General features: G+C 61.0%; 24 protein-coding genes. 13 read left to right on the top strand and 11 right to left on the bottom strand.

Translation table 11 applies throughout. From position 1 onward, the window contains the following. Nucleotides 1–4: 4 nt before the first annotated feature. Nucleotides 5–1,756, top strand: a complete 1,752-nt coding sequence (locus tag QM596_RS27265) for an oleate hydratase (protein ID WP_349307331.1) — start codon at nt 5–7, stop codon at nt 1,754–1,756. Between the two features lie 7 nt (nt 1,757–1,763). Here QM596_RS27265 and QM596_RS27260 read toward each other — a convergent pair whose 3' ends face one another. Further along, nucleotides 1,764–2,141, bottom strand: a complete 378-nt coding sequence (locus QM596_RS27260) for a DUF5313 family protein (protein ID WP_003943558.1) — start codon at nt 2,139–2,141, stop codon at nt 1,764–1,766. 30 nt (nt 2,142–2,171) lie between these two features. Beyond that, nucleotides 2,172–3,143, bottom strand: a complete 972-nt coding sequence (locus tag QM596_RS27255; protein WP_020905675.1) for a GlxA family transcriptional regulator — start codon at nt 3,141–3,143, stop codon at nt 2,172–2,174. A 71-nt stretch (nt 3,144–3,214) separates the two neighbouring features. Here QM596_RS27255 and QM596_RS27250 point away from each other — a divergent pair, with 71 nt between their 5' ends. The 3 genes from QM596_RS27250 to QM596_RS27240 all read left to right on the top strand — a co-directional run bounded on the left by QM596_RS27250 (nt 3,215) and on the right by QM596_RS27240 (nt 6,610). Next, nucleotides 3,215–4,531 (top strand): MFS transporter, encoded by a 1,317-nt coding sequence (locus QM596_RS27250; RefSeq protein WP_283310360.1) that lies wholly within the window; start codon nt 3,215–3,217, stop codon nt 4,529–4,531. A 78-nt stretch (nt 4,532–4,609) separates the two neighbouring features. Next, nucleotides 4,610–6,163 carry a succinic semialdehyde dehydrogenase gene (locus QM596_RS27245; RefSeq protein ID WP_003943578.1) on the top strand — a complete coding sequence of 518 codons (1,554 nt, stop codon included), beginning with the start codon at nt 4,610–4,612 and terminating at the stop codon, nt 6,161–6,163. A gap of 3 nt (nt 6,164–6,166) precedes the next feature. Then, entirely contained in the window at nt 6,167–6,610 is a 444-nt protein-coding gene (locus tag QM596_RS27240) for an SRPBCC family protein (protein WP_003943564.1), read from the top strand. A 55-nt stretch (nt 6,611–6,665) separates the two neighbouring features. Here QM596_RS27240 and QM596_RS27235 read toward each other — a convergent pair whose 3' ends face one another. The 3 genes from QM596_RS27235 to QM596_RS27225 are packed head-to-tail and all read right to left on the bottom strand — an operon-like array spanning nt 6,666 to nt 9,554. Further along, on the bottom strand, nt 6,666–8,027 hold the full coding sequence (locus QM596_RS27235) for an MFS transporter (RefSeq protein ID WP_007735867.1): 1,362 nt from the start codon (nt 8,025–8,027) through the stop codon (nt 6,666–6,668). A 60-nt stretch (nt 8,028–8,087) separates the two neighbouring features. Continuing rightward, nucleotides 8,088–8,825, bottom strand: a complete 738-nt coding sequence (locus tag QM596_RS27230; protein ID WP_003943612.1) for an SDR family NAD(P)-dependent oxidoreductase — start codon at nt 8,823–8,825, stop codon at nt 8,088–8,090. 15 nt (nt 8,826–8,840) lie between these two features. Next, complete coding sequence (locus tag QM596_RS27225) at nt 8,841–9,554, bottom strand: GntR family transcriptional regulator (RefSeq protein ID WP_069146780.1); 714 nt, start codon at nt 9,552–9,554, stop codon at nt 8,841–8,843. Nucleotides 9,555–9,995: 441 nt separating this feature from the next. On the opposite strand from QM596_RS27225, the gene QM596_RS27220 reads away from it, so the two are divergent. The 4 genes from QM596_RS27220 (at nt 9,996) to QM596_RS27205 (ending at nt 15,510) form a co-directional block, all read left to right on the top strand. Continuing rightward, nucleotides 9,996–12,176, top strand: a complete 2,181-nt coding sequence (locus QM596_RS27220) for an alpha-ketoacid dehydrogenase subunit alpha/beta (protein ID WP_069146718.1) — start codon at nt 9,996–9,998, stop codon at nt 12,174–12,176. 62 nt (nt 12,177–12,238) lie between these two features. Next, a complete protein-coding gene (locus QM596_RS27215; RefSeq protein WP_283310359.1) occupies nt 12,239–13,516 on the top strand; it encodes a dihydrolipoamide acetyltransferase family protein in 1,278 nt (425 codons plus the stop codon). A 32-nt stretch (nt 13,517–13,548) separates the two neighbouring features. Continuing rightward, on the top strand, nt 13,549–14,949 hold the full coding sequence (gene lpdA, locus QM596_RS27210) for a dihydrolipoyl dehydrogenase (RefSeq protein WP_054188705.1): 1,401 nt from the start codon (nt 13,549–13,551) through the stop codon (nt 14,947–14,949). A gap of 102 nt (nt 14,950–15,051) precedes the next feature. Continuing rightward, nucleotides 15,052–15,510 carry a VOC family protein gene (locus QM596_RS27205; RefSeq protein WP_003943572.1) on the top strand — a complete coding sequence of 153 codons (459 nt, stop codon included), beginning with the start codon at nt 15,052–15,054 and terminating at the stop codon, nt 15,508–15,510. Here the strand turns inward: QM596_RS27205 and QM596_RS27200 are convergent. After that, a complete protein-coding gene (locus QM596_RS27200; protein WP_283310358.1) occupies nt 15,467–16,447 on the bottom strand; it encodes a proline dehydrogenase family protein in 981 nt (326 codons plus the stop codon). The genes QM596_RS27205 and QM596_RS27200 overlap by 44 nt on opposite strands. A 161-nt stretch (nt 16,448–16,608) precedes the next feature. Between QM596_RS27200 and QM596_RS27195 the strand changes: the two genes are divergently transcribed. Beyond that, entirely contained in the window at nt 16,609–16,869 is a 261-nt protein-coding gene (locus tag QM596_RS27195; protein ID WP_065351738.1) for a hypothetical protein, read from the top strand. Then, nucleotides 16,836–17,015: a hypothetical protein gene (locus QM596_RS27190; RefSeq protein ID WP_019746296.1), complete on the top strand. Its 180-nt coding sequence runs from the start codon at nt 16,836–16,838 to the stop codon at nt 17,013–17,015. The genes QM596_RS27195 and QM596_RS27190 overlap by 34 nt, the downstream gene beginning before the upstream one ends. A gap of 9 nt (nt 17,016–17,024) precedes the next feature. On the opposite strand, the gene QM596_RS27185 is transcribed toward QM596_RS27190, so the two are convergent. From QM596_RS27185 to QM596_RS27170, 4 genes are all read right to left on the bottom strand, one after another. After that, complete coding sequence (locus tag QM596_RS27185) at nt 17,025–17,840, bottom strand: siderophore-interacting protein (RefSeq protein WP_064113849.1); 816 nt, start codon at nt 17,838–17,840, stop codon at nt 17,025–17,027. A gap of 144 nt (nt 17,841–17,984) precedes the next feature. Next, nucleotides 17,985–19,223, bottom strand: coding sequence for an HNH endonuclease signature motif containing protein (locus tag QM596_RS27180; RefSeq protein WP_283310356.1), 1,239 nt, complete (start codon nt 19,221–19,223; stop codon nt 17,985–17,987). Between the two features lie 92 nt (nt 19,224–19,315). Continuing rightward, nucleotides 19,316–19,933 (bottom strand): response regulator, encoded by a 618-nt coding sequence (locus QM596_RS27175; protein WP_019746299.1) that lies wholly within the window; start codon nt 19,931–19,933, stop codon nt 19,316–19,318. Next, a complete protein-coding gene (locus QM596_RS27170; protein WP_029254138.1) occupies nt 19,930–21,132 on the bottom strand; it encodes a sensor histidine kinase in 1,203 nt (400 codons plus the stop codon). The genes QM596_RS27175 and QM596_RS27170 overlap by 4 nt, the downstream gene beginning before the upstream one ends. A gap of 114 nt (nt 21,133–21,246) precedes the next feature. Here QM596_RS27170 and QM596_RS27165 point away from each other — a divergent pair, with 114 nt between their 5' ends. From QM596_RS27165 to QM596_RS27155, 3 genes are all read left to right on the top strand, one after another. After that, entirely contained in the window at nt 21,247–22,293 is a 1,047-nt protein-coding gene (locus QM596_RS27165; RefSeq protein WP_060938783.1) for an ABC transporter permease, read from the top strand. Beyond that, nucleotides 22,290–23,030: an ABC transporter ATP-binding protein gene (locus tag QM596_RS27160; RefSeq protein ID WP_020968047.1), complete on the top strand. Its 741-nt coding sequence runs from the start codon at nt 22,290–22,292 to the stop codon at nt 23,028–23,030. The genes QM596_RS27165 and QM596_RS27160 overlap by 4 nt, the downstream gene beginning before the upstream one ends. A 111-nt stretch (nt 23,031–23,141) precedes the next feature. After that, nucleotides 23,142–23,582 (top strand): PAS domain S-box protein, encoded by a 441-nt coding sequence (locus QM596_RS27155; protein ID WP_003943598.1) that lies wholly within the window; start codon nt 23,142–23,144, stop codon nt 23,580–23,582. A 6-nt stretch (nt 23,583–23,588) separates the two neighbouring features. Here the strand turns inward: QM596_RS27155 and QM596_RS27150 are convergent, their stop codons facing one another. Then, complete coding sequence (locus QM596_RS27150; protein ID WP_029254140.1) at nt 23,589–24,215, bottom strand: TetR/AcrR family transcriptional regulator; 627 nt, start codon at nt 24,213–24,215, stop codon at nt 23,589–23,591. Nucleotides 24,216–24,230: the final 15 nt, after the last annotated feature.

The following is a 24,230-nucleotide window of genomic DNA, read 5'->3' as shown; positions in this document are numbered from 1 at the left end:
GGTGATGCGCCTGCGGGCAAACGGGTCCATGCTTGGAAGGTATCCGTACCGCGACTCGAGTAAGGAACGAAACCCAATGTCTTCCAATCTGTCTCACAAGGCCTACATGATCGGTGCCGGCATCGGAAACCTCTCGGCTGCCGTCTATCTGATTCGAGACGGTGAGTGGAACGGTGAGGACATCACCATCATGGGCCTGGACATGCACGGAGCGAACGACGGCGAATCCGCCGCTACGTTTCAGCACCAGTACGGCCATCGCGAACTCGGTAACGACGCGGGTTTCATCAACCGCGGCGGCCGCATGCTCAACGAGGAAACCTACGAGAACCTCTGGGACATACTGAGTGCGGTTCCGTCGCTGGACAACCCGGGAAAGTCGGTGACGGATGACATTCTCGACTTCGACCACGCGCACCCCACGCATGACGTCGCACGGTTGATCGACCGAGACGGTATTCGCAACAAGGGCGAGAACGATTACAAGCACATGCAATTCGACAACAAGGACCGGTACTTGTTGACGAAGCTGATGACGATGCCGGAGTCGGACGAGGCAAAACTCGACGACATCAGCATCGAGCAGTGGTTCGAGGACACTCCGCACTTCTTCACCACCAACTTCTGGTACATGTGGGAGACCACTTTCGCTTTCAAGCGGGTGAGTTCGGCGATGGAGCTTCGCCGGTACATGAACCGAATGATTCTCGAGTTCAGCCGCATTCAGACGCTTGCGGGTGTCACCAGGTCCCCGTACAACCAGTACGAGAGCATCATCTTGCCGATGCGGACCTTCCTCGAAGGTAAGGGCGTGAAGTTCGTCAACGAACTGAAGATCACGGAGTTCGTGTTCAAGGACACCCCGCTTCGAGACGAGATCATCGTGACGGGACTCGATTACGAGAACGTCCGCACCGGCGAGAAGGGCCGAATCGACGTGGCGGAAGGCGATTTCGTCTTCGACACCAACGGCAGCATCACCGACAGTTCGTCGATCGGCGATCTCGACACCCCGATCGTCGAAGACATGAGATACGCACCGAGTGCGCTGCTGTGGAAGCAGGCCACCGAGCATTTCTACGATCTTGGGAATCCCGACAAGTTCTTCGGGGACCGGGCGCAGAGTGAGTGGACCAGCTTCACCGTCACCACTTCGTCACACGAGCTCATCAACGAGATTTCCCGAATCATCAAGCAGCTCCCCGGAAATGCACTCAACACGTTCGTGGACTCGAACGTGCTTCTGTCGATCGTGGTTCACCATCAGCCGCACTACCACGCGCAGAAGGAGAACGAAGGAGTCTTCTGGGGTTACTGTCTGTTCCCGCGCAAGGACGGCGACTACGTGAAGAAGCCGTTCATCGAGATGACCGGCCGGGAAATGCTGGAAGAGACTCTCGGGCATCTCGAGGCACTCGACGAGAGCGGTGCGCTCGCCGCGCGCCGACAAGAGATTATGGACAGCGTCGTGAATTCGATTCCCAGCCACATGCCTTACGCCAGTGCGCTGTTCAATCGGCGAGCCGTCGGCGACCGGCCGCTGGTGGTGCCGAAGCACTCCAAGAACCTGGCCTTCATCAGTCAGTTCGCGGAGTTGCCGTTCGACATGGTGTTCACCGAGCAGTACTCGGTGCGCTGCGCTCAGGTGGCCGTCTACAAGTTCCTGGGGATTCCGGAAGACAAGCTCACCAAGATGCATCACTACGAGAAGGATCCGAAGGTCCTCGCCAAGGCCGCAGTGACGATGTTCCGCTGAGGGGTGCTCAGCGACCGTGCCGCTTCTCGTAGTCCTCGCGAGTGCGATCGGCACGGCGCTGGGCCTTCTCGTCGAGCAATTCGGGATCGAGTCCGTGGCTCAGCAGGCGGTGACGGCGGTAGATGGTCCCGAGCGCCACGACGAAGTACGCGAGCGGGATGAGCAACAAGGCCATCATGGCCAAGGGAATCCAGATCGGTCCCGGAATCAACAGGAACAGCAGAAGAATCAGCGTCGCCGGCACGGTGAAACGAATGATGTAGCGAGCCTGTGCACCCGGTCCGACCAGATCGTTCCGCACCCAGTCCTGGTACCGGTCGGGGAGCGTCTTCCCCAGGAGGTATCCGCAGTACTGGGGAAAGTTCGGGCGAGTCTGTTCGGCCATGGCCTCCAGGATAGTGCCTGGTACTGCCGCTTACGCCGGTGCCTTGAACGTGCGTCGGTAGGCGCTCGGTGAAACGCCGAGCGCTTCGTTCATGTGTTGACGCATCGATGTCGCAGTCCCGAAGCCGGTTCGAGCTGCAATTGCATCGATCGACAGATCGGATTCCTCCAGCAGCTCGCGTGCCCGATCGACGCGTCTGCTGGTCAGCCAGCGGTTCGGTGTGGTTCCGACTTCGTCGCGGAATCGACGGCTGAAGGTGCGGACGCTCATGTTGGCACGCGTCGCCAGGTCTGCCAGCGTGATCGGATCGCCGAGATGTTCGAGGGCCCAGTGCCGAGCGTCGGCAGTCGATTCCGAAGGCTTGTCGGCCAGTGGGCGGCGGATGTACTGCGCTTGGCCACCGTCGCGCCACGGCGGTACGACGCAACGCCTCGCGACGGTGTTCGCCACTTCCATGCCGTGGTCGCGCCTGACGATGTGCAGACAGAGATCGACGCCTGACGCCACGCCGGCCGAGGTCAGGATGTGGCCTTCGTCGACGAACAGCACGTCGGGATCCACGTTCACCTTGGGATAGACACGCTGGAAATGGTCGGTGTTGCGCCAATGCGTCGTGGCGCGGAGTCCGTCGAGCAAACCGGCCGCGGCGAGGATGTACGAACCGGTGCAGATCGAGACCAGCCGGGTCCCCGGGCGGATGTGTTCGAATGCTGCGGCCAATTCGGGGGAGAGATAACCCTCGTCGAAGGCCGGGCCCAATTCGTACGACGCGGGGATGACGACGGTGTCGGCGGTGGCGAGCAACTCGCTCCCATGGTCGACCGAAATGCTGAAGTCAGCGTCGGTCCGCACGGGATTGCCGTCGATTGTGCACGTCAGGATCTCGTACAGCGGCCGATCCTCGACGTCGAGGGCACGCCCGAAGATACGCGCGGGGATCCCGAGTTCGAAGGGAATGACTCCGTTCAGAGCCAGTACAACGACGCGATGCGGACCAGACATGGCTCGATTCTTTCATATATTGGCAATCTGGCCACTGTTCTCGATCGAATCCGAACTGCAGAATTCTCTCTGTGACTTCTGAGACCGCTCTCCCCGAATCGGGCCCGCAGCAGGTGAGCCCCCCGCGCTTTCACCGCGCGTGGTCCGTCGCGATCGTGGCATTCCTGGCATTGGTCGGTGCGGCGAGCTTCCGCGCTGCCCCATCGGTGCTGATCGATCCGCTGCACGAGGATTTCGGGTGGTCGCGCGCCAGCATCTCGGCCGCCGTCTCGGTCAACCTGATCCTGTACGGGCTGACCTCGCCGTTCGCCGCTGCCCTGATGGAAAGGTTTGGTATCCGGGTGGTCGTCACTTCGGCGTTGGCGCTCATCTCGCTCGGCAGTGGTCTCACGATCTTCATGACCTCGAGTTGGCAGCTCATTCTGCTGTGGGGTGTGTTCGTCGGCCTCGGTACGGGTTCGATGGCGCTGGCGTTTGTCGCCACCGTCGTCGATCGCTGGTTCGTCGAAAAGCGTGGTCTCGTGACCGGCATCCTGACGGCCGGTGGTGCTGCCGGTCAGCTGGTGTTCCTGCCCGTCCTGGCGAAGCTCGCGGAAACGTACGACTGGAAGAGCGTCGCCTTCACAGTTTCGTTTGCCGCACTGGCCGTCGTACCGTTCGTTCTGCTGTTCCTGCGTAACTATCCGTCAGACGTGGGAACGACGCCGTACGGCGCGCCCGCCGGTTACGCCCCACCCGCCAAGCCTGTCTACCAGCGCGGCGGCGCCGGAGGCCGGGCGATCTCGGTGCTGGTGATGGCGTCGAAGACCAAGGTGTTCTGGCTTCTCGCCGGTACCTTCGCGATTTGCGGCGCGAGCACCAACGGCCTGATCGGAACGCACTTCGTCCCGGCGTCGCACGATCACGGAATGCCGATCACGACGGCCGCGTCCCTGTTGGCGTTGATCGGAATCCTCGACATGGTCGGCACCATTGCTTCGGGTTGGTTCACCGACCGGATGGACTCGCGAAAACTTCTCGGCATCTACTACCTCTTCCGCGGAATCTCGCTGCTCTTCCTGCCGCTGCTGCTCGCCAACACCGTGAATCCGCCGATGATCGCGTTTGTCATCTTCTACGGGCTCGACTGGGTGGCGACGGTTCCGCCGACCGTCGCGCTGTGCCGTCAGCACTTCGGCGCCGACGCTCCCATCGTGTTCGGTTGGGTGCTGGCATCTCATCAGATCGGCGCGGGTTTGGTGGCATTCTTGGCCGGCCTCGTTCGTGATCAGATCGGCTCGTACGACGCTGCATTCTTGGTGGCCGGCGCGCTCTGCGCGATCGCTGCAGTCATGTCGTTGTTGATCGCAAAACGTCCGAAAGAGGCAGTATTGGTTGACTCTGTCTGATTCGGCACTGTGATCGGTACCACCGACGGGGTAAGTTGTGTGTAACTCCAAGAACTACTCACCAGTAGGGGTACTGAAATGCCTGCTCCGTCCGCTGCGACCTTCTCGCGGCTCGCCGATCTGATCGCCATCGACAATGTTGCCGATCGCCCGACGAAGTCCATCACCGAGGTGTTCACCGGCAAGGAGCTGGCGACCATCCCCGTTGGCACCGCCGACGACGCACTTGCGGCCATCGCCCGTGCCCGCGTCGCCCAGAAGGAATGGGCCAAGCGCTCCGTCCTCGACCGCGCTGCCGTCTTCCACCGCTACCGCGACCTCATCCTCGAGAACCGCGACGCCCTCATGGACATGGCTCAGGCCGAGACCGGAAAGTCGCGTACCGCAGCTCAGGAAGAAGTCCTCGACATCTCGATGACGTCGCGTCACTACGCACGTGTGGCTCCGAAGCTGCTGCGTCCGCGTCGCGTCTCCGGCATGCTTCCGGGTCTGACGAAAACCGTCGTCCGCTACCAGCCCAAGGGTGTCGTCGGCGTCATCTCGCCGTGGAACTACCCGATGACGCTGGCCGTGTCCGACGCCATCGCCGCGCTGCTCGCGGGCAATGCCGTTGTCCTCAAGCCGGACAGCCAGACGCCGTACTGCGCGCTCGCCTGCGTCGAGCTGCTCTACAAGGCGGGACTGCCCCGCGACCTCTTCGCCGTGGTTCCCGGACCGGGCTCCGTCGTGGGCACCGCGTTGGTCGAGAACACCGACTACCTCATGTTCACCGGTTCCACCGCGACCGGTCAGCTCCTCGCCGAGCAGGCCGGCCGTCGACTGATCGGCTTCTCCGCCGAACTCGGTGGCAAGAACCCGATGATCGTCGCGGCCGGCGCAGACCTGCGCGAGGTCACCGACGCCGCTGTGCGTGCGTGCTTCTCCAACTCCGGTCAGCTGTGCATCTCCATCGAGCGCATCTACGTCGAAGAGTCCATCGCACCCGAGTTCATCCGTATGTTCGGTGACCGCGTCAAGAAGATGAACCTCGCCGCTGGTTACGAATTCGGAATCGAGATGGGCAGCCTGGTCTCCGAGGCCCAGGTCAAGGCAATCTCCGCGCATGTCGACGACGCAGTGGTCAAGGGCGCCACCGTCATTGCCGGCGGCAAGGCCCGCCCGGACATCGGACCGCTGTTCTACGAGCCCACGCTGCTCACCGGGGTTCCCGAAGACGCCGAGTGCTACCGCGACGAGACCTTCGGGCCGCTCGTCTCGATCTACCCCGTCAAGGACGTCGAAGAGGCCATCGCTGCGGCCAACGACACCGAGTACGGCCTCAACGCCAGTGTGTGGGCGGGAAGCAAGGCTGCCGGCGAAGCCATCGCAGCGCGCATCCACGCCGGCACCGTCAACGTCGACGAGGGTTACGCACCCACCTGGGGCAGCACCGCAGCACCGATGGGCGGCATGGGTGTCTCGGGCGTCGGTCGTCGTCACGGCGCCGAGGGGCTGATCAAGTACACCGAGCCGCAGACCGTTGCCACCACCCGCGTCATGAATCTCGGCGGACCGCGCGGACTTCCGGCCAAGGTGTGGGCAAAGCTCATGCCTCACGCCATCAAGATCATGTCCTGGGTTCCGGGCCGGTAACGGGTGGAAACCGCCAGCGCGTACATCGAGGCAACGCCGGTATCGGTGTGGAAGGTTGTCAGCGACATCGAAGGTATGGGTCGCTTCAGTCCTGAAAATACCGGTGGAACATGGACTTCCGGAACTCCGGGCACTGTGGGTGCAAAGTTCAAGGGCACCAACAAGCATGGTCTGATTCGGTGGAGCACGCACTGCACGGTGGTCGACGTGGTCGACTGCCGGAGGTTCTCCTTCGAATCGGACGAGCCGAAAGCGCGGTGGACCTTTGTGCTCGAGCCTTCGGGAACAGGCACCGTGCTTACCGAGACTCGTGAGATCTATGCGACGCCAGCGCTTTACGTGCGCATGATGTCGGGTAGCGGCCTACTCGGTCGGGGTCGAGATCAGCTGATGCAGACCGGAATGGAAACTACTCTGGCGCGCATCAAGGCGTTTCTGGAGAGCTAGAAACTTACACAAGTGGGGCTGCACTCGATTCGAGTGCAGCCCCACTTCTTTGTCTCTATCGGTTCGACAGCTCGCCGATGTCGGAAGTCGACACCCGATTCTCGCTCTTGCCGGCATTGCGGAAAGGCATTCCGACCGTACTGAGGTCGATTCCCTTGGTCTCCTTCATGATCAGTGCGGCAACGAGGGAGAGCAGGCACAGCGCTCCTACGTATACCGAGAACACCCATCCGAGATCTCGCGAGGTCAACCAGGTGTTCAGGTATGGCGCCGTACCGCCGAAGATCGCAACGGACAGCGAGGTGGCGAAGCCGACTCCCATCGCACGTGCACGGGTCGGGACGAGTTCGGACATGAGCGCCGGATACATCGCGGACGCGCAGCACCACACCGCCAATCCCATCGCCTGCGTCACGAACAAGGTCCACGGCTGGGCGGTCAGGATAGCCGCGATCGGTAGTACGAGCACGGCGCCGGAAATGCCGAAGGCTGCCGCCATGGTACGCCGACCGTACTTGTCCGAGAGATGGCCCGAGAGTGGAAGCAGTGCCAGCACAACGAGTTGGGCAAGCAAGCTTGCAATGAAGGCTCCGTTGGGATCCATTCCCTTGGCTGAAATTGCGTACGCTGACGCGAAGGTGGCCCAAGTGTAGTAGGCCGCGTTCTGCCCAGCAGACAACATGAGGATCAGCACGCCGATCTTGACAATGTCCTTTCGTGCGATCGGAGGTGCCGAAGCTGCAGAATCCGAATTCTCCTCGAAGTGAGGCGATTCCGATGCCGCACGACGCAAGAACAATGCGTACAAGCCGAGTACGGCCCCGATGGCGAAAGCAATTCGCCATCCGTATCTGCTCATGTCGTCTTTTCCGAGGATCCCCGTCAGCAACGCTGCGACGAGAGTCGCCAGCATTACTCCGAAGGTGACAGCTGTGAATACCGAACTGCCCCAGAGCCCTCGGCGATCTCGAGGCGAGATCTCACCGACGTAGGTGTAGGACACGCCGGCCTCCCCTCCATGGGCGAGGCCCTGCGTCAGTCGTGCAATCAAGAGCGCGAACGACGCCCACACCCCAATGCTCTCGTAGCTCGGGATCAATGCAATTGCCAGGCTTGCCACGGCCATCAGGCACATCGTGAGCACCATCGTGAATTTTCGACCCTTGCGGTCCGCCAGGCGCCCGAAGACAAGGCCACCGAACGGCCGCGCCACGAATCCGACTGCGAACACCGCCAGTGTCGACAGCAGGGCAGAAGTGGGATCGCTGTCATCGAAGAAGTTCGACGCCAGGTATGTCGAGAAGATTGCGTACAGAGTCCAATCGAACCATTCGAGGATGTTTCCGGACACGGCTGCCCGGAGCGAACGGGCGCGATCTAGTTCGGGGGTTTGTTCAGGAGGTGCAGAGCTGTTCATGTGAGCCTTCTCGAGATGTCAGTATGTTTGTCGTTCAACAAGTTCGCTGGATATGGGCGTTCAGCCCATATGGAGTCCGCCGTTCACATGAATCACTTCGCCGTGCACGAAACTCGCGGCTGGACTGCACAAGAATCCGACCACGGAAGCAACCTCGGCGGCGCGGCCGAATCGACCCATCGGCGTCGAACGGATGAGGTGGTCGTTTTGGCTGTTGACCAAATTTGCAGTCATCGGTGTTTCGATGATGCCGGGCGATACTGCATTGACTCGGATCGATCCGCCCAGTTCCCAAGCGAGACTGCGAGTGAAAGCGAGTAGTCCGCCTTTTGACGCCGCGTAGTGAGCGTGATTTCGACTGCCGCGATGGCCTGCCATGGACGTCAGATTGACGATCGAGCCGCCGTCACGCATCACCGGAATGGCGGCGCGTGTCAAATACATTGCCCCGTCGAGGTTGATGGACATGACCGTCCGCCATTGCTGATCGGTCATCAACTCCACCGACTGTTCGGGATAGATCCCCGCAGCGACGATCAGGTGGTCGATCCCCCCGAAATGCCTTTGCGCAACCGCAATGAAGTGATCATTGCTTTCAGGTGAAGCAGCATCGAGTTCGGTTGTTGCTATACGATTTCCGTCTGGATCCAGGGAAGCTCTGATCGCGGAGAGTGCTTGTGTATCCAGGTCGCCGAGTACCAGATTCGCCCCTGCTGCGTACATCTGCTCCGATACCTGCCTGGCGATTCCGCCTGCGGCTCCGGATATTGCAATGGTGCGATCGGTGAAGTCGTACAAGTCGCTTTCCTTTGATCAGCGCACTTTCGACGAACCTCCCCGCGAAGAATCAGGATTGGTGCTGTCGAAAAGTTCGGGGTGCTTTGTTAATTCGGTTCTGGTTCTTCGTATGTGGCCGGTCAGGCACCGTTCGGCATCGACCTCGTCTTTGCGCACGATGGCTTCGATCAGTAAGCGATGTTCGTAGTTGATGACCCAGGTTCGATCGGGACCCGTCAGACGGGCATATGCCCGACGGTAATGCTGAGTCGTATTCCAAAACCGCGTCACCATAGTTATCAACTGAGGAATTTCGCAACCGCTGTAAGTGAGTAGATGCAACTCCCGGTCCAGTACCAGGAATCGGTCTACGTCCTCGTTGGCTTCGATCTCGTCCTGGATACTCCAGAGTCGATCATGCACACTGCTGTTCAGATGCGGGATGCTCTCCGCCAGCGCCATGGGCTCGATACGTTCGCGAATGCGATATACGAAATCGCATTCCTGCATATCCATCGAGGACACCCACGCGCCACTGTTCGCCTTCAATTCGACCAGGCCTTCGGATTCGAGCATGCGCAGCGCTTCTCGCACCGGTAGTCGACTCGCGCCGAGTCGTTCGGCTATCTCTTCCTGGCGGATTCGAACTCCAGGGAGTAGGCGTCCGGAAAGTATGTCTTCGCGGATATGGGCAGCGATGCGGTGGCTCGCGACCGTGGTGGGGCCGTTCGCAGAATCGGCTTCGGACAACGGTGCTCCTCGAGGTGGGGGACGGGCGCAGTTCAGCTCGGCCACGGATCGAGCGGGTGCCGGAGTTCATTGTTCACTGCGGACATGCGTGACGGTGCTCGGGATGATCCGTGTCGCGAATTGGATCCAATTGTGCCTGTTCGCATGGTTGACCGCGGTTGCGATCTGGCCTGAATGCTTCACCGTTTTGGATCCAATCACTCTATTTTTCATGCCGGACAAAAGTCTCAGCACGTATGTTGCGGGGTGTTGGCCCTGTTCGTCAAGTGGGACAAGCCACATTTGTGGTCGATCGAGACTTGGGCAGGTTTGCGAATGGATCCATTCGATGGCAATGTGAGGCCCAACACGGAAAGTGGACCGCCCTGCGCGAGTCCCTCCGCGCTGTCCAGACGTGCTGCCAAAGCTTGGCCGTCCAAAGGCCTGATCCGGAGACTGACTATGACCACGCACAAGAAACTCACCGCAGCATCACCATGGGTGGAACTGGCAACATCGAACAAGGACTGGGATGCCGCCACTCCGTCGCTTCTTGCCACGATGCTGGCTCAGACAATCTTGATCCGATCCTTCGAGGAATACGTCCTGGAGTTGGCGGGGAAGGGACTGATTCACGGTCCAGCCCACTCCAGCATCGGACAAGAGGGTGGGGCTGTGGGGTCGATCCTCGGCCTCACATCCGCTGACTCCATCAACGGTTCCCACCGCGGACATCATCAGTTCCTTGCCAAGGCGCTGGCCCACGTGGCTGTCGACGGTTTGGATCCGACCGCTGCACTTTCGCCAGAGGTCCGAACCGTACTGACCCGCAGCCTCGCAGAGATCTGTGGTCTGTCGCGCGGCTACTGCCGTGGTCGTGGCGGGTCCATGCACCTGCAGTGGAAAGAAGCCGGCGCGATGGGTACGAATGCGATCGTCGGAGGCGGGGTACCGCAAGCTGCAGGTTTCGCCTGGGCGCACCGTCAGGCTGGAACCGATGCGGTCGCAGTTACCTACTTCGGTGATGGCGCGGTCAACATCGGTTCGGTACTCGAATCGTTCAATCTGGCAGCAGCATGGGATCTTCCGATCTGCTTCTTCATCGAGAACAACCAATATGCGGTCTCCACGCATGTCGCGGAAGCGACCGGTGAACCGCGATTGTCGGCACGCGGGCTCGGGTTCAACATTCCTAGTTGGAAGGTTGACGGTATGGACCCGCTTGCGGTCCACCTCGCGATGCAGGAGGCCCTCACCCACATGCGTTCGGGTAAGGGCCCCACGATCATCGAAGCGGATGTCTATCGCTTCTTTCACCAGAACGGCCCATTCCCGGGCAGCGCTTTCGGCTATCGCACGAAGGACGAAGAAAAGGCCTGGAAAAAGCGCGATCCGCTTCGCCTGCTCACCGATCAAGTGGTCCGTCGGAAGCTGCTGACCGAAGCCGACGTAGCCGAGGCGGTCGCGCAAGCCTCCCGAGTAATGCAGGAGATCGGTGGCGAGCTGCTGGAAACAGTGCCAGGGGGCAAGCCTGGCGAGGTCAGAATCAAGACATCGGAATGGCCGGACGTGAACTTCGTCGATGTCGGGATACGTGGTGATCTCAGTGAGTTCGAGGGTGTCCGATTCGTCGAGCCAGAGGAGTTCGGCGGCGAGATGGCCGATCGGAAGTTCATCGACGTCGTGGCGGAGGTGATGGACCGTCGCATGGACGCCGACAGCTCCATCGTCGTGATGGGTGAGGACATCCATCGCTTGAAGGGCGGAACGAACGGCGCTACAAAAGGATTGGCTGATCGATACCCGGGCAGAGTGCTCGGCACTCCGATCAGTGAGAATGCGTTCGCAGGCCTCGGTGGCGGAATCGCATTGGACGGACGGTACAAACCAGTCGTCGAATTCATGTACGCCGATTTCATGTGGGTGGCAGCCGACCAGATCTTCAATCAGATCGGCAAGGCGCGACATATGTTCGGAGGGGACAGCAACGTGCCCTTCGTATTGCGCAGCAAGGTCGCTATGGGGACCGGCTACGGCTCGCAACATTCCATGGACCCTGCCGGCGTGTTTGCAACTGCCCCGGGATGGCGCATCGTCGCACCGTCCACGCCGTACGACTACATCGGCTTGATGAACAGCGCTTTGCAATGCAACGACCCGGTGGTGGTCATCGAGCACGTAGACCTATATGGCACGAGCGGCCAGGCGCCGACCGATGACTACGACTACTTCCTGCCGGTCGGGAAGGCCGCAGTGCGTCGGCGCGGAAGCGATCTCACGATCATTTCCTACCTGTCGATGGTGGGGCATTGCCTCGAGGCAGTGGATGAAATCGGGACAGTCGATGCCGAGGTCATCGATCTCCGTTGGCTCGACCAAGCGAGTATCGACTGGGACACCATTGGCGAAAGCATCAGAAAGACCAACAACGTGGTCATCGCTGAGCAAGGAGCATACGGAACGTCGTACGGCGGCTGGCTCAGTGATGAAATCCAGCGCCGATTCTTCGATTGGCTTGATCAGCCCATCCAGCGAGTGACGGGGTCTGAGGCATCGCCGAGCATCAGCAAAGTGCTCGAACGTGCGGCAATTGCACAGACGGATGAAGTGGTCGAAGCGTTGAAGAGGATCACTCGATCGTGAAGCGACCGAACCGAACCCACTCACCCTCATCGGCAGAAATTCTCTAGGAGCAATCAACCGCCATGGCGACATTACTGCGCATGCCAGAGGTGGCAGCCGGAGCTACCACCGTAATCCTCTCCGAGTGGCCGCTTGCTGTCGATTCGGAATTCGATGTCGACGAACCGTTGGCCGTTCTCGAAACGGACAAAGCGACGGTTGAGATCGAGGCCGAGTCCGCGGGTGTACTTGTACACACATTCGTCGAACCAGGGACATCCGTCGAGGTCGGTGCACCGATCGCCGTCCTCGCTGATCGGGGCGAAGTCGTGAAGGATATTGCGGCATTGCTGGCCGAGTTCGGGGTCCGTGATGCCCATGGGCGCTCTGCCAAGCCTGAAACATCCACTGCTGTAGACGAACCCGACGGTTCGTCGTATCCGACCGTGCTGGGCGAGAAAGTGGCCGATGAGGGGGCGCCGCGAATTTTCGCGAGTCCCTTGGCGCGACGCCTAGCGGAATCGGCAGGGCTGAACCTCGGTGACATCGTGGGATCGGGCCCGAACGGACGCGTCGTACGTAACGATGTCGATGCCGCAATAGCAGCAAAGACCGCTTCGGCACAGGCCGTCGCAGTGAAAGATGCTGGTGTGAAGGGCGCTGGTGTCAAAGGCCATGGCTCTGCCTTCACGGACACACCGCACACGAGACTTCGTCGTGCAATTGCTGCTCGGCTGACATCGAGTAAGCAGACACAGCCCCATTTCTACATCTCTGGTTCTGCGCGGGTCGATGCGTTGCTGGAGGCGCGCAGGCAGCTCAACGAAGTCAGCGCTTCCAAGGTGTCGGTCAACGATCTGTTGATCAAAGCGATGGCGAAGGCGCATACGCTTGTGCCGGAGATGAACTCGATCTGGGTCGAAGACGCAGTGAGAACCTTTGCCGAGGTGGATATTTCGATCGCGATAGATTCCGATCGCGGGTTGCTTACTCCCGTTCTGCGCGGGGTCGACGCCATGTCCATTTCCGAAATTGCCAGCGCTACAAAAGATTTAGTAGCGAGAGCAGGCGCAGGGAAGATTCGGCAGGACGAACTCGAAGGTGGGTCGACGACGATCTCGAACCTCGGGATGTTCGGGGTCGAGGAATTTTCGGCCATAATCAACCCTCCTCAATCGTCGATTCTTGCAATTGGAGCAGCGACCGAGCAGCCCGTTGTCGTGGCGGGACGGCTGGAGGTCGGGACGGTCCTGCGAGTGATTCTCTCGGTTGATCATCGTCCGATCGACGGGGCGATCGCCGCGAAGTGGATGAAGCATTTCACCACAGTCCTCGAGAACCCGATCCAGATCTTCGGCTGAGCAGACATCGCGAGAAAGTGGGAGGCACAGGTATGAATTCACACTACGACGTGGTCGTACTCGGAGCTGGGCCCGGTGGCTACGTTGCGGCCATCAGGGCCGCGCACCTGGGGCTCTCCACTGCTGTGGTCGAGGAAAAGTACTGGGGTGGCGTATGTCTGAACGTCGGATGCATTCCGTCGAAGGCACTGCTACGGCACGCGGAGATTGCGCACCTGGTGACCGACGGAGCCTCGATGTTCGGAATCGAAGGTGTCACTTCGGTTGACTTCGGGGTTGCGTTCGACCGCAGTCGATCTGTTGCGGACGGCCGAACCAAGGGCGTCAATTACCTGATGAAGAAGAACGGTATTCGGCAGTACAACGGTCGCGGCGTATTCCGTGGACCGAATACCCTCGAGGTATCGGGTGGCGATTCCGCGACGATAACTTTCGACAACGTGATTATCGCCAGTGGAGCAGAGCCACGGCTACTTCCAGGCACGACTCGCAGCGACAATGTAGTCACGTATGAGGAGCAGATTCTCACTCGCGAGCTGCCGAAGAGCGTGGTCATCGCCGGTGCAGGAGCGATCGGTGTGGAATTCGCCTATGTCCTGAACAGTTTCGGAGTTGACGTCACGCTGGTCGAGTACGCAGAGCGGATCCTTCCGCTGGAAGATGCGGATGTATCTGCCGAACTGTCGAAGCGATACAAGAAATCCGGGATCACGATTCTGGTTTCCACTTCGGTGGAGGAGATCGTCGATTCGGGTGGACAGGTCAAGGTAGTAGTGAGGCAGGGTGGCGAGGCGCGAACGCTGCTCACGGACAAGGTGATCCAAGCGATCGGATTTGTTCCGCGGACCGACGGCTACGGCCTCGAGACGACAGGCGTCGAACTGACCGAGCGAGGAGCCGTGATGGTCGACGAGTACATGCGTACTTCAGTGCCCGGAATCTTCGCAATCGGCGACGTCACCGCACAGTTGATGCTCGCTCACGTCGCAGAGGCCCAGGGCGTGGTCGCGGCTGAGACGATTGCCTGCGTAGACACCGTCCCTGTCGACTACCCGATGATTCCCCGCGCAACTTTCTGCCAACCCCAAGTTGCCAGCTTCGGATGGACGGAGCAGCAAGCGAGGGACAAGGCCGGCACCATGGGCTGGGATGTCAAGGTGGCTACCTTTCCGTTCAGTGCCAACGGCAAGGCGCATGGTCTAGGGGACGCTGTCGGGTTCGTGAAGCTGATCAGCGACGATACGTACGGTGAGTTGCTCGGTGGACATCTGATCGGACCGGAAGTGACCGAGTTGTTGCCAGAGTTGACGCTCGCTCAGAAATTCGAACTGACAGTTGAAGACCTCGTACGCAACGTTCACGCTCACCCGACACTGAGTGAGGCGCTGCAGGAGGCTTTCCACGGGCTTGCCGGACACATGATCAATCTGTGAACGGACTGCTGTTGAATTGGTCCGATAACCGAACCGAACGAGGAGTGGCAAGTGATAGGCGTCAAGGCAGACTCGCTCCCTGAGCCCCTGCGGGGAAACCCGGTGGCACAGATCGCCATGATTGTGCCTGATCTGGAATCGGCCGTTGCACTGTGGAGCGGCATTCTCGGCCGAGACGATTGGTCGATCTACACGTATGGGCCCGACAACGTTCCGGAGTTGAGCTACCGAGGTGAGGAAGGACGGTTCGGCATGCGCTTGGCTTTTGTCGGTGTCGGTCCCCAAATCGAGCTGATCGAACTCCTCGAGGGCCCCAGCTCGTACCACGAATGGCATTCGCGTCACGGTTTCGGATTGCACCATCTGGGTTTTGTCGTCCCGTCGATCAAGGACGCGATGATCGAAATGGCGGAACACGACCTCGATTTGATTCAGTCGGGGTACGGCTATGGGGCGAACGGGGACGGAGGTTTTGCGTACTACGACACTCAGGATTCGGTCGGCGCGATTGTCGAGCTCATCGAGGTTCCATCGATCCGACGACCATCCGAGGTTCTGTAGAAGCCGCGTCGATCAGCGCGGTGTAGACACGCTCCGGCTCTTCGGCGATGCGATTGAGTACGTACAGCCACCACTGTGTTCCGAAGATGACGTATTCGCGTGTGGTGAAGCCCGCTCCTCGGAGTGCGTCCAGTTGCTCGGTGCCGAGGCCGAGCAGCATCTCGAACTCGACGTGCTCGCCTCTGAGCTTCGAATCATGCTCGGCGCGTAGTGCTTCGAGGATGTCGCGGTCATGTGTCGCGATGGAGACCTGGTGACCCGAGTCGACGATCCGGGCTGCGTAGTCGAGATACGCGCTGCGCAGTTCGGCACTACCGCGTGGGTAGGCGACGGACTCGGCTTCGAGGAAGGCGCCCTTCACGAGACGGATGCGACCGGGTCGGTCCAGCAGAGCGGCGAGATCCTTTGCCGTGCGGTGCAGTCGGGCCTGAACGGTGATCCCCACGTGAGTGAAGCGCTCGGCCAGTCGCGCGTGCATGTCGAGGACCAGGTCGGTGCGATCGGACGCTTCGGCGGAGATGATCAGCTCGGCACCGGCGCGTTCCGTGGCCTCGGCCAGGCGCACGACATTGCGAAAGCACTGCTCCGGATCGATCACCAAGCCGATGTGCGAGAGGTCGAACGACACGGTGCTCTCGACACCCGACGTGCCGATTCGTTCCGCGAGTTCCACGAAAACATCGGTTTCGGCGTTCGCGAGCTCGGGATCCCGGACGCTTTCCCCGGTGTATTCGATGCTCGCCTTGTGTCCTCGCGCGAAGATCGAGGGGAGGCGGTCGAAAGCGTCGTCGATGGTTTCGCCGCCGATGTAGCGAGCGGCGACTTTCCGTGCGAGTGCTGCAGTCGCAGCGTCCGCCATGGTGCGTTCTTTCAGGGATTCGTCGAGTGCGAGGCGGCGTAGGACGTCTGCGGCCTGGGCTTGTAGATCCGTGTTCACGGCTTCAGCGTATCCGGACGAGGGTGCGGGAATTATTCTCCAGACCCTTGCGTTCGATCTATTGTCGATATATCGTCGATACGTCAAACAAACACAGACAGTCCAGGAGGACAACATGTACGCCCCACACAACAACCCAGAAATGCAAGAACGTCGCGAGCATGGCCGCCGAGGCCCGCATCGTGGACACGGTTTCCGTCGAGGATTCGAGGGCGAGCGCCCCGAGGGTCGCTTCGAAGACCGAGCAGAAGGACGCCCCGAAGGCCGACGCGGTCGCGAAGGTCAGCGCGAATTTGGTCGTCCTGACCAGCGCGGATTTGGTCGTCCCGACCAGCGTGGACACGGTCGGCCGGGCTTTGGTGAAGCCGGCGCAGCGCTCCGTCCCGCGATGGGTCTACTCCGAGGTGCCGCTGTTGCGGTAGCCGCAGGTGGGACCGCTGAGCAGGTCGCCAAGGCAGAGGCAATTCTTGCCGAGGCGCGCCGTGCACTGTTCGAGATGCTGGCGGAAAAGCCGGCTGACGTGCAGCAGGCTCACGCAGAATCTACCGACACACTGCCGGCAGAGTGATCACGGCGCTCAGGCGCCGACGGTGACTTCCTCGCTGTTCATGCCGGAAACGTGGCCGTCGGCGCCCTCTCGCCAGTACCCGACAACATTGTGCTTGTCGCGAGCAATTCCTCGAACTTCCCTCAGATGCTTACGAATACGACGGCTGGTTGCGCTTTCGCACGCCACCCACGCGTAGACGTCGGCCGATTCGGATTCGGGAAACTCGACCTTCTCCACAGCTTCGAACAGCGCGCTCGGCGCCTTTCCGAGGCCACTCCCCACGAGCCACGTGTACGTGACGTCGCCGCGAGTGACAAATTCCTGTCGATCCTCTTCGGTTTCGACCTCGATGATCGCCTGTGCGACATCGCCCTCTCGAAGTTCTTCGACAATCCTGCCCAGTCCGGGGAGACCCGTGGCGTCTGCGACCAGCAGCTGCCAGCGAGGACCCGCCGGTGCTTGGTAGTGGGACCGCGAACTGTCCGACCAGAAGACGCCTAGTAGGTGACCTGGTTCGGCCCGCAGGGCCCAATCCGCTGCAATACCGCCAGGGTGCACGACGAAGTCGATGTCCAGACGTCGGCCGCCGTCGTGCACCTTGCGCACGGTGTAGTGCCGCCACGGTGGCTCGGTTCCGAGATCGGCCTTGCCGTAGTCGGGATTGTTGAAGTAGTCGTATTCTGCTTCTGTTTCACCGGGTTTCGGGAATGCGAGGTCGATGCGCTCGTCGCCTTGTCCGCCGGTCGGCCAGTGCCAGTCGCCTTCTGCCTCGATGCTGATTCGCCGCATGTGCGGGGTCAGGGACGTGACGGTGACAACGCGGGCGGGTTCGCAGAAAGACATGCCTCGACCCTATGGGTCCGGCGTGTCGAAGTGGAGACAGATGCTGTCGCAAGACGGACATCGAGCGCAGCCGAAAAGGCCAGCGTATGCCCCGGGGCATGATTCTTCCCCGGTGCACACGCTGGCCTTTTCAGTTATGTCGGTTCACGCCGCTGTCGGTGGGCTGTTCCCACCGATCGGCTGTTGATACGGATCGATCGACATCGGTGGATAGAACACTGTTTTCCGATCCGGCCCGATCTCCACCCGCCATTCGGTGTGGTGCATCGTCCGGTGGTGATGACCGCACAACAAGATCAGATTGTCGAGATCTGTTGGGCCACCATCATTCCAGTGAACAATATGATGAGCATCGCACCACCCCGACGGAGTCCCACACCCCGGAAACGCACACCCACCATCACGAACCGCCAACGCCCGCCGCTGCGGCACCGTCGCCGTTCTCGCTTCCTTACCGCACTCGAGCGGAACACCATTCTCGTCCAACAGGATCCGGGTGACGGTGCAGTCGCACGCCAACATCCGTGCGGTATCGATACTGATCGGACCCACCCAATCCGTCCACGCGAACCCGAGTTCCTCCGTCGACGGCAGCAAGTCCTTCAACGCTTGCAGATCCGTCATGTCTTTCGCCGATGCGGTCACCGTGATGTGTGGTTTCACCCCGCCCTCGACCGGACCCAACCCCGCCCGCTCGTACCGGCGTAGTAGTTCGCAAAACCCGTCCGCCCGCCGTAATGCCGGCGTGCGGGTGTCCTTCACGCCGTCCTTCTCTGGTGTCGGAGCCGACAGGCTCGACAGCAGCGTGATCAGACGGGCCCCGTTGACCGCATCCAGATCACCCTTCACAGTTACTCTGCCGTACAGGCCTTTCGAGGCGTAGAACTCGTTACGTTCGGAATCCTCGCCGACCGGAACACCGTCCTCACGCTTGCCGTACTGCTTCTCGATCCGCCGGATCGCCGCCCGCACCGCATCACAATCCGCGATGTTCTTCGACGCCAACCCCAACAGAATCCCGCGGGCCTTGTCCACATCCGCCGGGGTCATGTTCTTCGGTGGATGCTGACAGAACGACGCCACCTGACGGGCTTTCAACGCATCCACGTCACCACGGTGAAACGCATCGCCCACCACAGGTTCGAGCATCAGCAACCGCGCCAACCCGACCAGCAGACTGCACTCACCGATCTCCAAATTCGTCGAACCATGCAACCACTGAGCGATCGCCCGAAATCCCTTCCCCCCGAGAACCTCACGGGAAAACATTTCAACGATCAACAACACCATCCGCGACTGCAACTCGTGCCGGGCACGAACCAGATCGAGAACCTCACTCTTGAGGTCCTCACCATCCAGTTGCCACGCATCCCGACTGTTCATGAAGCAATCATATTCGAACAGAGTTTCGAAAACAAGAGAATTACAAGCGAAAATTACTGCTGTCCAGCTACTTTCGACAATTCGGACAAACGTCAGATCGAACCCAGCTCCCGCGCACGAGCTACCGCCGACGTCCGCGACTTCACGCCCAACTTGCCGAAGATGTGGACCAGATGCGATTTGACCGTGGTCTCGCTCAGGAAAAGTTCTTTACCGATCTCTCGGTTGGATCGACCCGCCGCCACCAACTTCAGCACTTCGATTTCCCTTGGGCTGAGGCTGGTTTCGGGTTTGCGTACCCGAGTCATGAGCTTCGACGCGATGGCAGGGGAGAGAACGCTGTCCCCGCTTGCAGCGGCGCGGACGGCCGACAGCAACTCGACCGGGGGTGTGTCCTTGAGTAGATAGCCGCTGGCTCCGGCTTCGACGGCGCTCAAGATATCCGCGTCCGTGTCGTAGTTGGTCACAACGAGTACGTGCGGCGGATTCGGCAGCGCGCATACCGCGCGGGTGGCGTCGACCCCGGTCTTGCCTGGCCCGAACCGCAGGTCCATGAGCACGAGGTCGACCGGCGTGGTGGCGCAGAAGGCTATGGCTTCCTCGGCGGTCCCTGCTTCGCCGACCACCTCGATGTCGGATTCGCTTTCGAGCAGCGCTCGCAGCCCGGCGCGCACGATCGCGTGATCGTCGGCGAGCAGCAGGCGGATCACTGTTCACCGACATCGAGGGGAAACGTCACCGCGACGGCCGTGTGTCCCGGCTCCGACTCGATTGAGAACGTTCCGCCCTGCAGTTCGACGCGTCGTCGAATTGCATTGAGGCCAAAAGATTCCGCCGGTCCACGTTCGAGAACTGCCACGTCGAAGCCGCGGCCGTTGTCGACCACGTCGAGGCTGACGGTGTTGTCGGAATACGTCAGTGTCACAGCCATTCTGGTTGCATCCGCGTGGCGGAGAACATTGGACACCGCACCCTGGGCGATGCGCACCAGTGTTGCTTCGAGAGGCATCGGCAGCCGGATTGCCTCACCTTCGACCACGGATCGCGCTTCCAGTTCAGGACTGCTCGCGCGTTCACAGATTCGACGAAGCGCATCGGCGAGCGACTGACCGTCCAGGGCCGCCGGTGTCAATTCGGCGATGAGTTGGCGGGTTTCGGCAAGACTGTCCGCTGCAGTTTCCCGTGCGAGGCTGATCTGCCGGATGGCCGGGCTCTCCGGATCGGCGCGTTCGGCAGCGTGAAGGAGCATCTGGATGCTCGAAAGTCCTTGGGCCACGGTGTCGTGGATCTCGGCTGCGAGCCTTTCACGTTCGGCGAATTTTCCGGCATCGCGAGACGTCGACGCCAATTCTTCACGGGTGTTCATCAATTCGTCGATGAGACGTCCGCGCTCGGCTGCCTCGCGGTACAGCGCTTGATATCCGAGACCGATAGCAACGGCTACGGCGGCGCCGATGATCGGGCCGACGGCGCCGGCCACTGTCCACCCGCGATGCAATCCGGTGCCGATCACGGCGACAGCCGTTGCCGCGGTGACGGCCAGCAGGCTCCACGGGCGCCGCAGAATATGGAGATAGAGGAAGAAGAGTCCGAACGCGAGGTAGGCGGCGTCGGCGGATACCGCCATCGTCGCGATCCAGACGAGGGTCAGCACGGCCAGCCACCAGCGGGCAGCGTTGCCGCGCAGCCTTTTGGCAACCCCGAAAAGATAGACGGCAACAAAGATCACGGCCAACGCGATGATTGTTGCGGTCAGGTCGGATTCGTCGATCAGCGCTCGAAGAAACACCACACCGGCCAGCGCCATGACAAGGACATGCAGGCCCAGTTGTAGGCCGGCGAAGACAGGCGTGAGCGGAGATCGGTGCATCTCGCCCAGCTTAGCGAGGTTCGGGCCTGGTTCATCCATCAAAAGTTGTAAACCGGGATGGTTCTTTCGAGCGCTGGAATGTCGATCCGAGGTGCGATGGAAAGAGTCTGCATCCGCGAGAGCGTAGAGGCAAGCACAGGAAAGGAATTCACAGTGTTTGTCGCAATGAGGGACTTACGGGCAGCGCGAGGTCGTTTCGCGCTGATCTCCGTCGTGGTTCTGTTGGTTGCACTTCTGGTCAGTTTTCTCAGCGGGTTGACTGCAGGACTTCGCCATCAGAACGTGTCGGCCATCGAGGCCATGAATGCCGACACGGTGGTGTTTGCAGACACCGGAGCTGGGGCGTCGTTCGACGAGTCGGCGCTCACACAGGACCAGGTCAACGCCTGGGCCGGGGCCGCGAAGGATGTCGATCCCATCGGAATCGGCCGCGGGAAGGCAGGATTGGCCGACGGAAATCAGAAGTCGGTGGCCCTGTTCGGTGCTGACGGCGGTTTCGGTGACGTGACGCCGTCGGCGTCAGGCACGGTGGTGTTGAGCGAAGGTGCCGCCCGCGATCTGGGGGCGGGCGCCGGCGATCAGGTGAGCGTCGGTACGCAGCAGTTCACCGTCAGCGACGTTCGCGGTGACGACTGGTACAGCCATTCGCCCGTCGTCTGGATGACGCTCGGTGACTGGCAGGCGGCCAATCCACGCGGCGGAGTTGCGACAGTACTGGCTGTCACCGGAGCCTCTGACGCTTCCGCAACGGACAAGTCAGCCGCGACGACGTCGACGACGGTCAGCGGTTCGCTCGACGCGATCGGTTCGTACAAGTCGGAAAACGGGTCGTTGACGCTGATGACGCTCATGTTGTTCGCGATCTCGGCCCTGGTGATCGGTGCGTTCTTCACGGTGTGGACGATCCAGCGAACCCCGGACATCGCGACGTTGAAAGCGCTCGGCGCAACCACCGGTTCTCTGGTGCGCGACGCACTGGGTCAGGCCCTCATCGTCCTGATTGCCGGCGTCACCGTCGGAATCGGGCTGACGGCCGTGGCCGGCTCGCTGATCGGTGACGCCATGCCGTTTGTCCTGGACGCATCGACCACCGTCGTACCTGCCGTGGCATTGATCGGACTCGGCCTGCTCGGCGCGGCCTTTGCACTTCGATTCCTCTCGACCACCGATCCACTCACAGCATTGGGGAGCGCACGATGACCATGACAACCGGCACCACAGTTCTCGACATCCAGAACGTCGATCTGACGTTTCCCGACGGGCAATCGCGGGTGACGGCGCTGGACGACGTGTCTCTGCGACTGCACCGCGGCGAGATCGCCGCAATCACCGGACCTTCGGGTTCAGGCAAGTCCAGCCTGTTGGCGGTGGCGTCGACCCTGATCCGTCCGGATTCCGGGCACGTCTATCTCCGGACGCCGGAAGGCAGCACCGACATCGCGGCGCTGAGCCGGCGGGCGGCGTCGGAGCTGCGACGCTCGTCGATCGGGATCGTCTTCCAACAGTCCAACCTCGTGTCGTCGTTGACTGCACTGGAGCAGCTCGAGGTGATGGCGCATCTGGGGCAGTCCGTTTTCACGTCACGGACCCGTCGCAAGGCCGTGAAATCAAAAGCGATGGATTTGCTGGACGCTGTCGGGCTCGCGGATCAGAGCGGAAAACGGCCGTCTCAGCTGTCGGGCGGGCAGCGACAGCGCGTCAATCTCGCGCGAGCATTGATGAACGATCCGCAGCTTCTGGTGGTCGACGAGCCCACCAGCGCGCTCGATCAGGAGCGCGGTGCCGCTGTCATGGATCTGATCATCGGGGTGGTGCGGGAACACGAGGCGGCAACCCTTCTCGTGACACACGACCGAAGTCACCTGTCTCGGATGGATACTGTCTATCGTGTTGTTGACGGTTCCTTGGCGGAGGACCAGGAGGCGCTCGCGGCGTAACTCAGGCGGGCACGATTCGGGCATTCGTCACTGCATCCGGGCGGGAAGTCAACCCGCGATTTGCTGGGCAGTTAGACTGTTGTCGACTCGGGCAACTTGAGAGGACGTGTTATGGAACGCCGCCGCAATGTTGCGCAGCCGCCACAATCGCCGATTGCGGATCTGGAGCAGATGCCTGCTCTGATTCTCCTCGACAGGCTTCCGGTGCCGGTCATGGCCGTTCACCGCGACGGCAGCATCGTTTTTGCCAATCCGTCCTTCGCTGACATGCTGGGATATCCCAAGAAGGCCGTCTCGGCGTTGCGTTTGCAGGACATTCTCTACGACAAGGATGCCGACGACGTGAGTGCCGAGCAGGCTCATCGTGAACTGAGTTCCGAGCCGGGCTCGGTCAAGGAGTTCGTGCACTCGGACAGCACATTGGTGCGCGCGACGGTCAGTCAGTCTCTGCTCCGACGAGACGACGACACGATCACCCTCGCCGTCCTTCACGATCTGACGGAACGCCTGTGGAACAACCCACGGCACATCGACGACAAGCCCACCAAGTAGTCCCAGCTACTTCCGGGATTTGACGGTTCGGTCCAGGCCCAGGGTGGCGGCAAGGGTGTTGACCACCCATTCTTCGTACTTTTGGCCGGTCCAACCCGCGCCGACCACGAGGTCTGTGTACGTCTCGGGGCTGAGCAGCGTGAGTGCGACGTTCACGGCTGTTTCGAGGTCGACGGCTGGCGCTTTTTCGACGATGCCGACCATCAGATGTTCCTGCACCGTGCGTCGCTGAGTGCGGTTGATTTGCCACAGGCGGGCGGCGTCCTCGTCGGCGGAAGCGGCAGCCCGCAGTGCCAACAGGATGTCTGCGGTGCGCTCCAGAATGAGCCGTCCGTGGTGAACCTGAATCCGGAGTTGCCCGAGTGGATGTGGGGCGCCCAGTGCTGCCGCCACCCACGGACGGTCGAGAGTTGCCGTCTTTTCCTCGTCGCCCGCAACGGCCACGTCGAGCAGTGCTGACAGCACGCTCGGCTTGTTGCCGAACACAAAATAGACACTCTGCACCGACACGCCCGCCGCCGCGGCAAGCTGTTTGATCGTGGCGGCCGCGTAGCCGGGATCGACAAAAACTTCCCGCGCTGCCTCGATGATCTTGCGCCGCGCCGACGTGTCTTCCCGAAGAACCTCAGTCATGATTAGAGTTTAACT

Origin of the sequence: Rhodococcus sp. IEGM 1406 (assembly GCF_030056745.1) — a bacterium.
GTDB classification, from domain to species: Bacteria; Actinomycetota; Actinomycetes; order Mycobacteriales; family Mycobacteriaceae; genus Rhodococcus_F; species Rhodococcus_F erythropolis.
The sequence above is the reverse complement of the archived record's forward strand: the minus strand, read 5'-3'. Positions and strand labels throughout refer to the sequence as shown.

Excerpts from the sequence above, each read along its gene's own strand:
- QM596_RS27170 (WP_029254138.1), bottom strand. The coding sequence starts at position 21,132 with ATGGATGAACCAGGCCCGAACCTCGCTAAGCTGGGCGAGATGCACCGA.
- QM596_RS27255 (WP_020905675.1), bottom strand. The coding sequence starts at position 3,143 with ATGTCTGGTCCGCATCGCGTCGTTGTACTGGCTCTGAACGGAGTCATT.
- QM596_RS27155 (WP_003943598.1), top strand. The coding sequence starts at position 23,142 with ATGGAACGCCGCCGCAATGTTGCGCAGCCGCCACAATCGCCGATTGCG.
- QM596_RS27245 (WP_003943578.1), top strand. The coding sequence starts at position 4,610 with ATGCCTGCTCCGTCCGCTGCGACCTTCTCGCGGCTCGCCGATCTGATC.
- QM596_RS27190 (WP_019746296.1), top strand. The coding sequence starts at position 16,836 with ATGGGTCTACTCCGAGGTGCCGCTGTTGCGGTAGCCGCAGGTGGGACC.
- QM596_RS27195 (WP_065351738.1), top strand. The coding sequence starts at position 16,609 with ATGGCCGCCGAGGCCCGCATCGTGGACACGGTTTCCGTCGAGGATTCG.
- QM596_RS27185 (WP_064113849.1), bottom strand. The coding sequence starts at position 17,840 with ATGTCTTTCTGCGAACCCGCCCGCGTTGTCACCGTCACGTCCCTGACC.
- QM596_RS27150 (WP_029254140.1), bottom strand. The coding sequence starts at position 24,215 with ATGACTGAGGTTCTTCGGGAAGACACGTCGGCGCGGCGCAAGATCATC.
- QM596_RS27265 (WP_349307331.1), top strand. The coding sequence starts at position 5 with ATGCGCCTGCGGGCAAACGGGTCCATGCTTGGAAGGTATCCGTACCGC.
- QM596_RS27220 (WP_069146718.1), top strand. The coding sequence starts at position 9,996 with ATGACCACGCACAAGAAACTCACCGCAGCATCACCATGGGTGGAACTG.
- QM596_RS27235 (WP_007735867.1), bottom strand. The coding sequence starts at position 8,027 with ATGAACAGCTCTGCACCTCCTGAACAAACCCCCGAACTAGATCGCGCC.
- QM596_RS27160 (WP_020968047.1), top strand. The coding sequence starts at position 22,290 with ATGACCATGACAACCGGCACCACAGTTCTCGACATCCAGAACGTCGAT.
- QM596_RS27215 (WP_283310359.1), top strand. The coding sequence starts at position 12,239 with ATGGCGACATTACTGCGCATGCCAGAGGTGGCAGCCGGAGCTACCACC.
- QM596_RS27260 (WP_003943558.1), bottom strand. The coding sequence starts at position 2,141 with ATGGCCGAACAGACTCGCCCGAACTTTCCCCAGTACTGCGGATACCTC.
- lpdA (WP_054188705.1), top strand. The coding sequence starts at position 13,549 with ATGAATTCACACTACGACGTGGTCGTACTCGGAGCTGGGCCCGGTGGC.
- QM596_RS27180 (WP_283310356.1), bottom strand. The coding sequence starts at position 19,223 with ATGAACAGTCGGGATGCGTGGCAACTGGATGGTGAGGACCTCAAGAGT.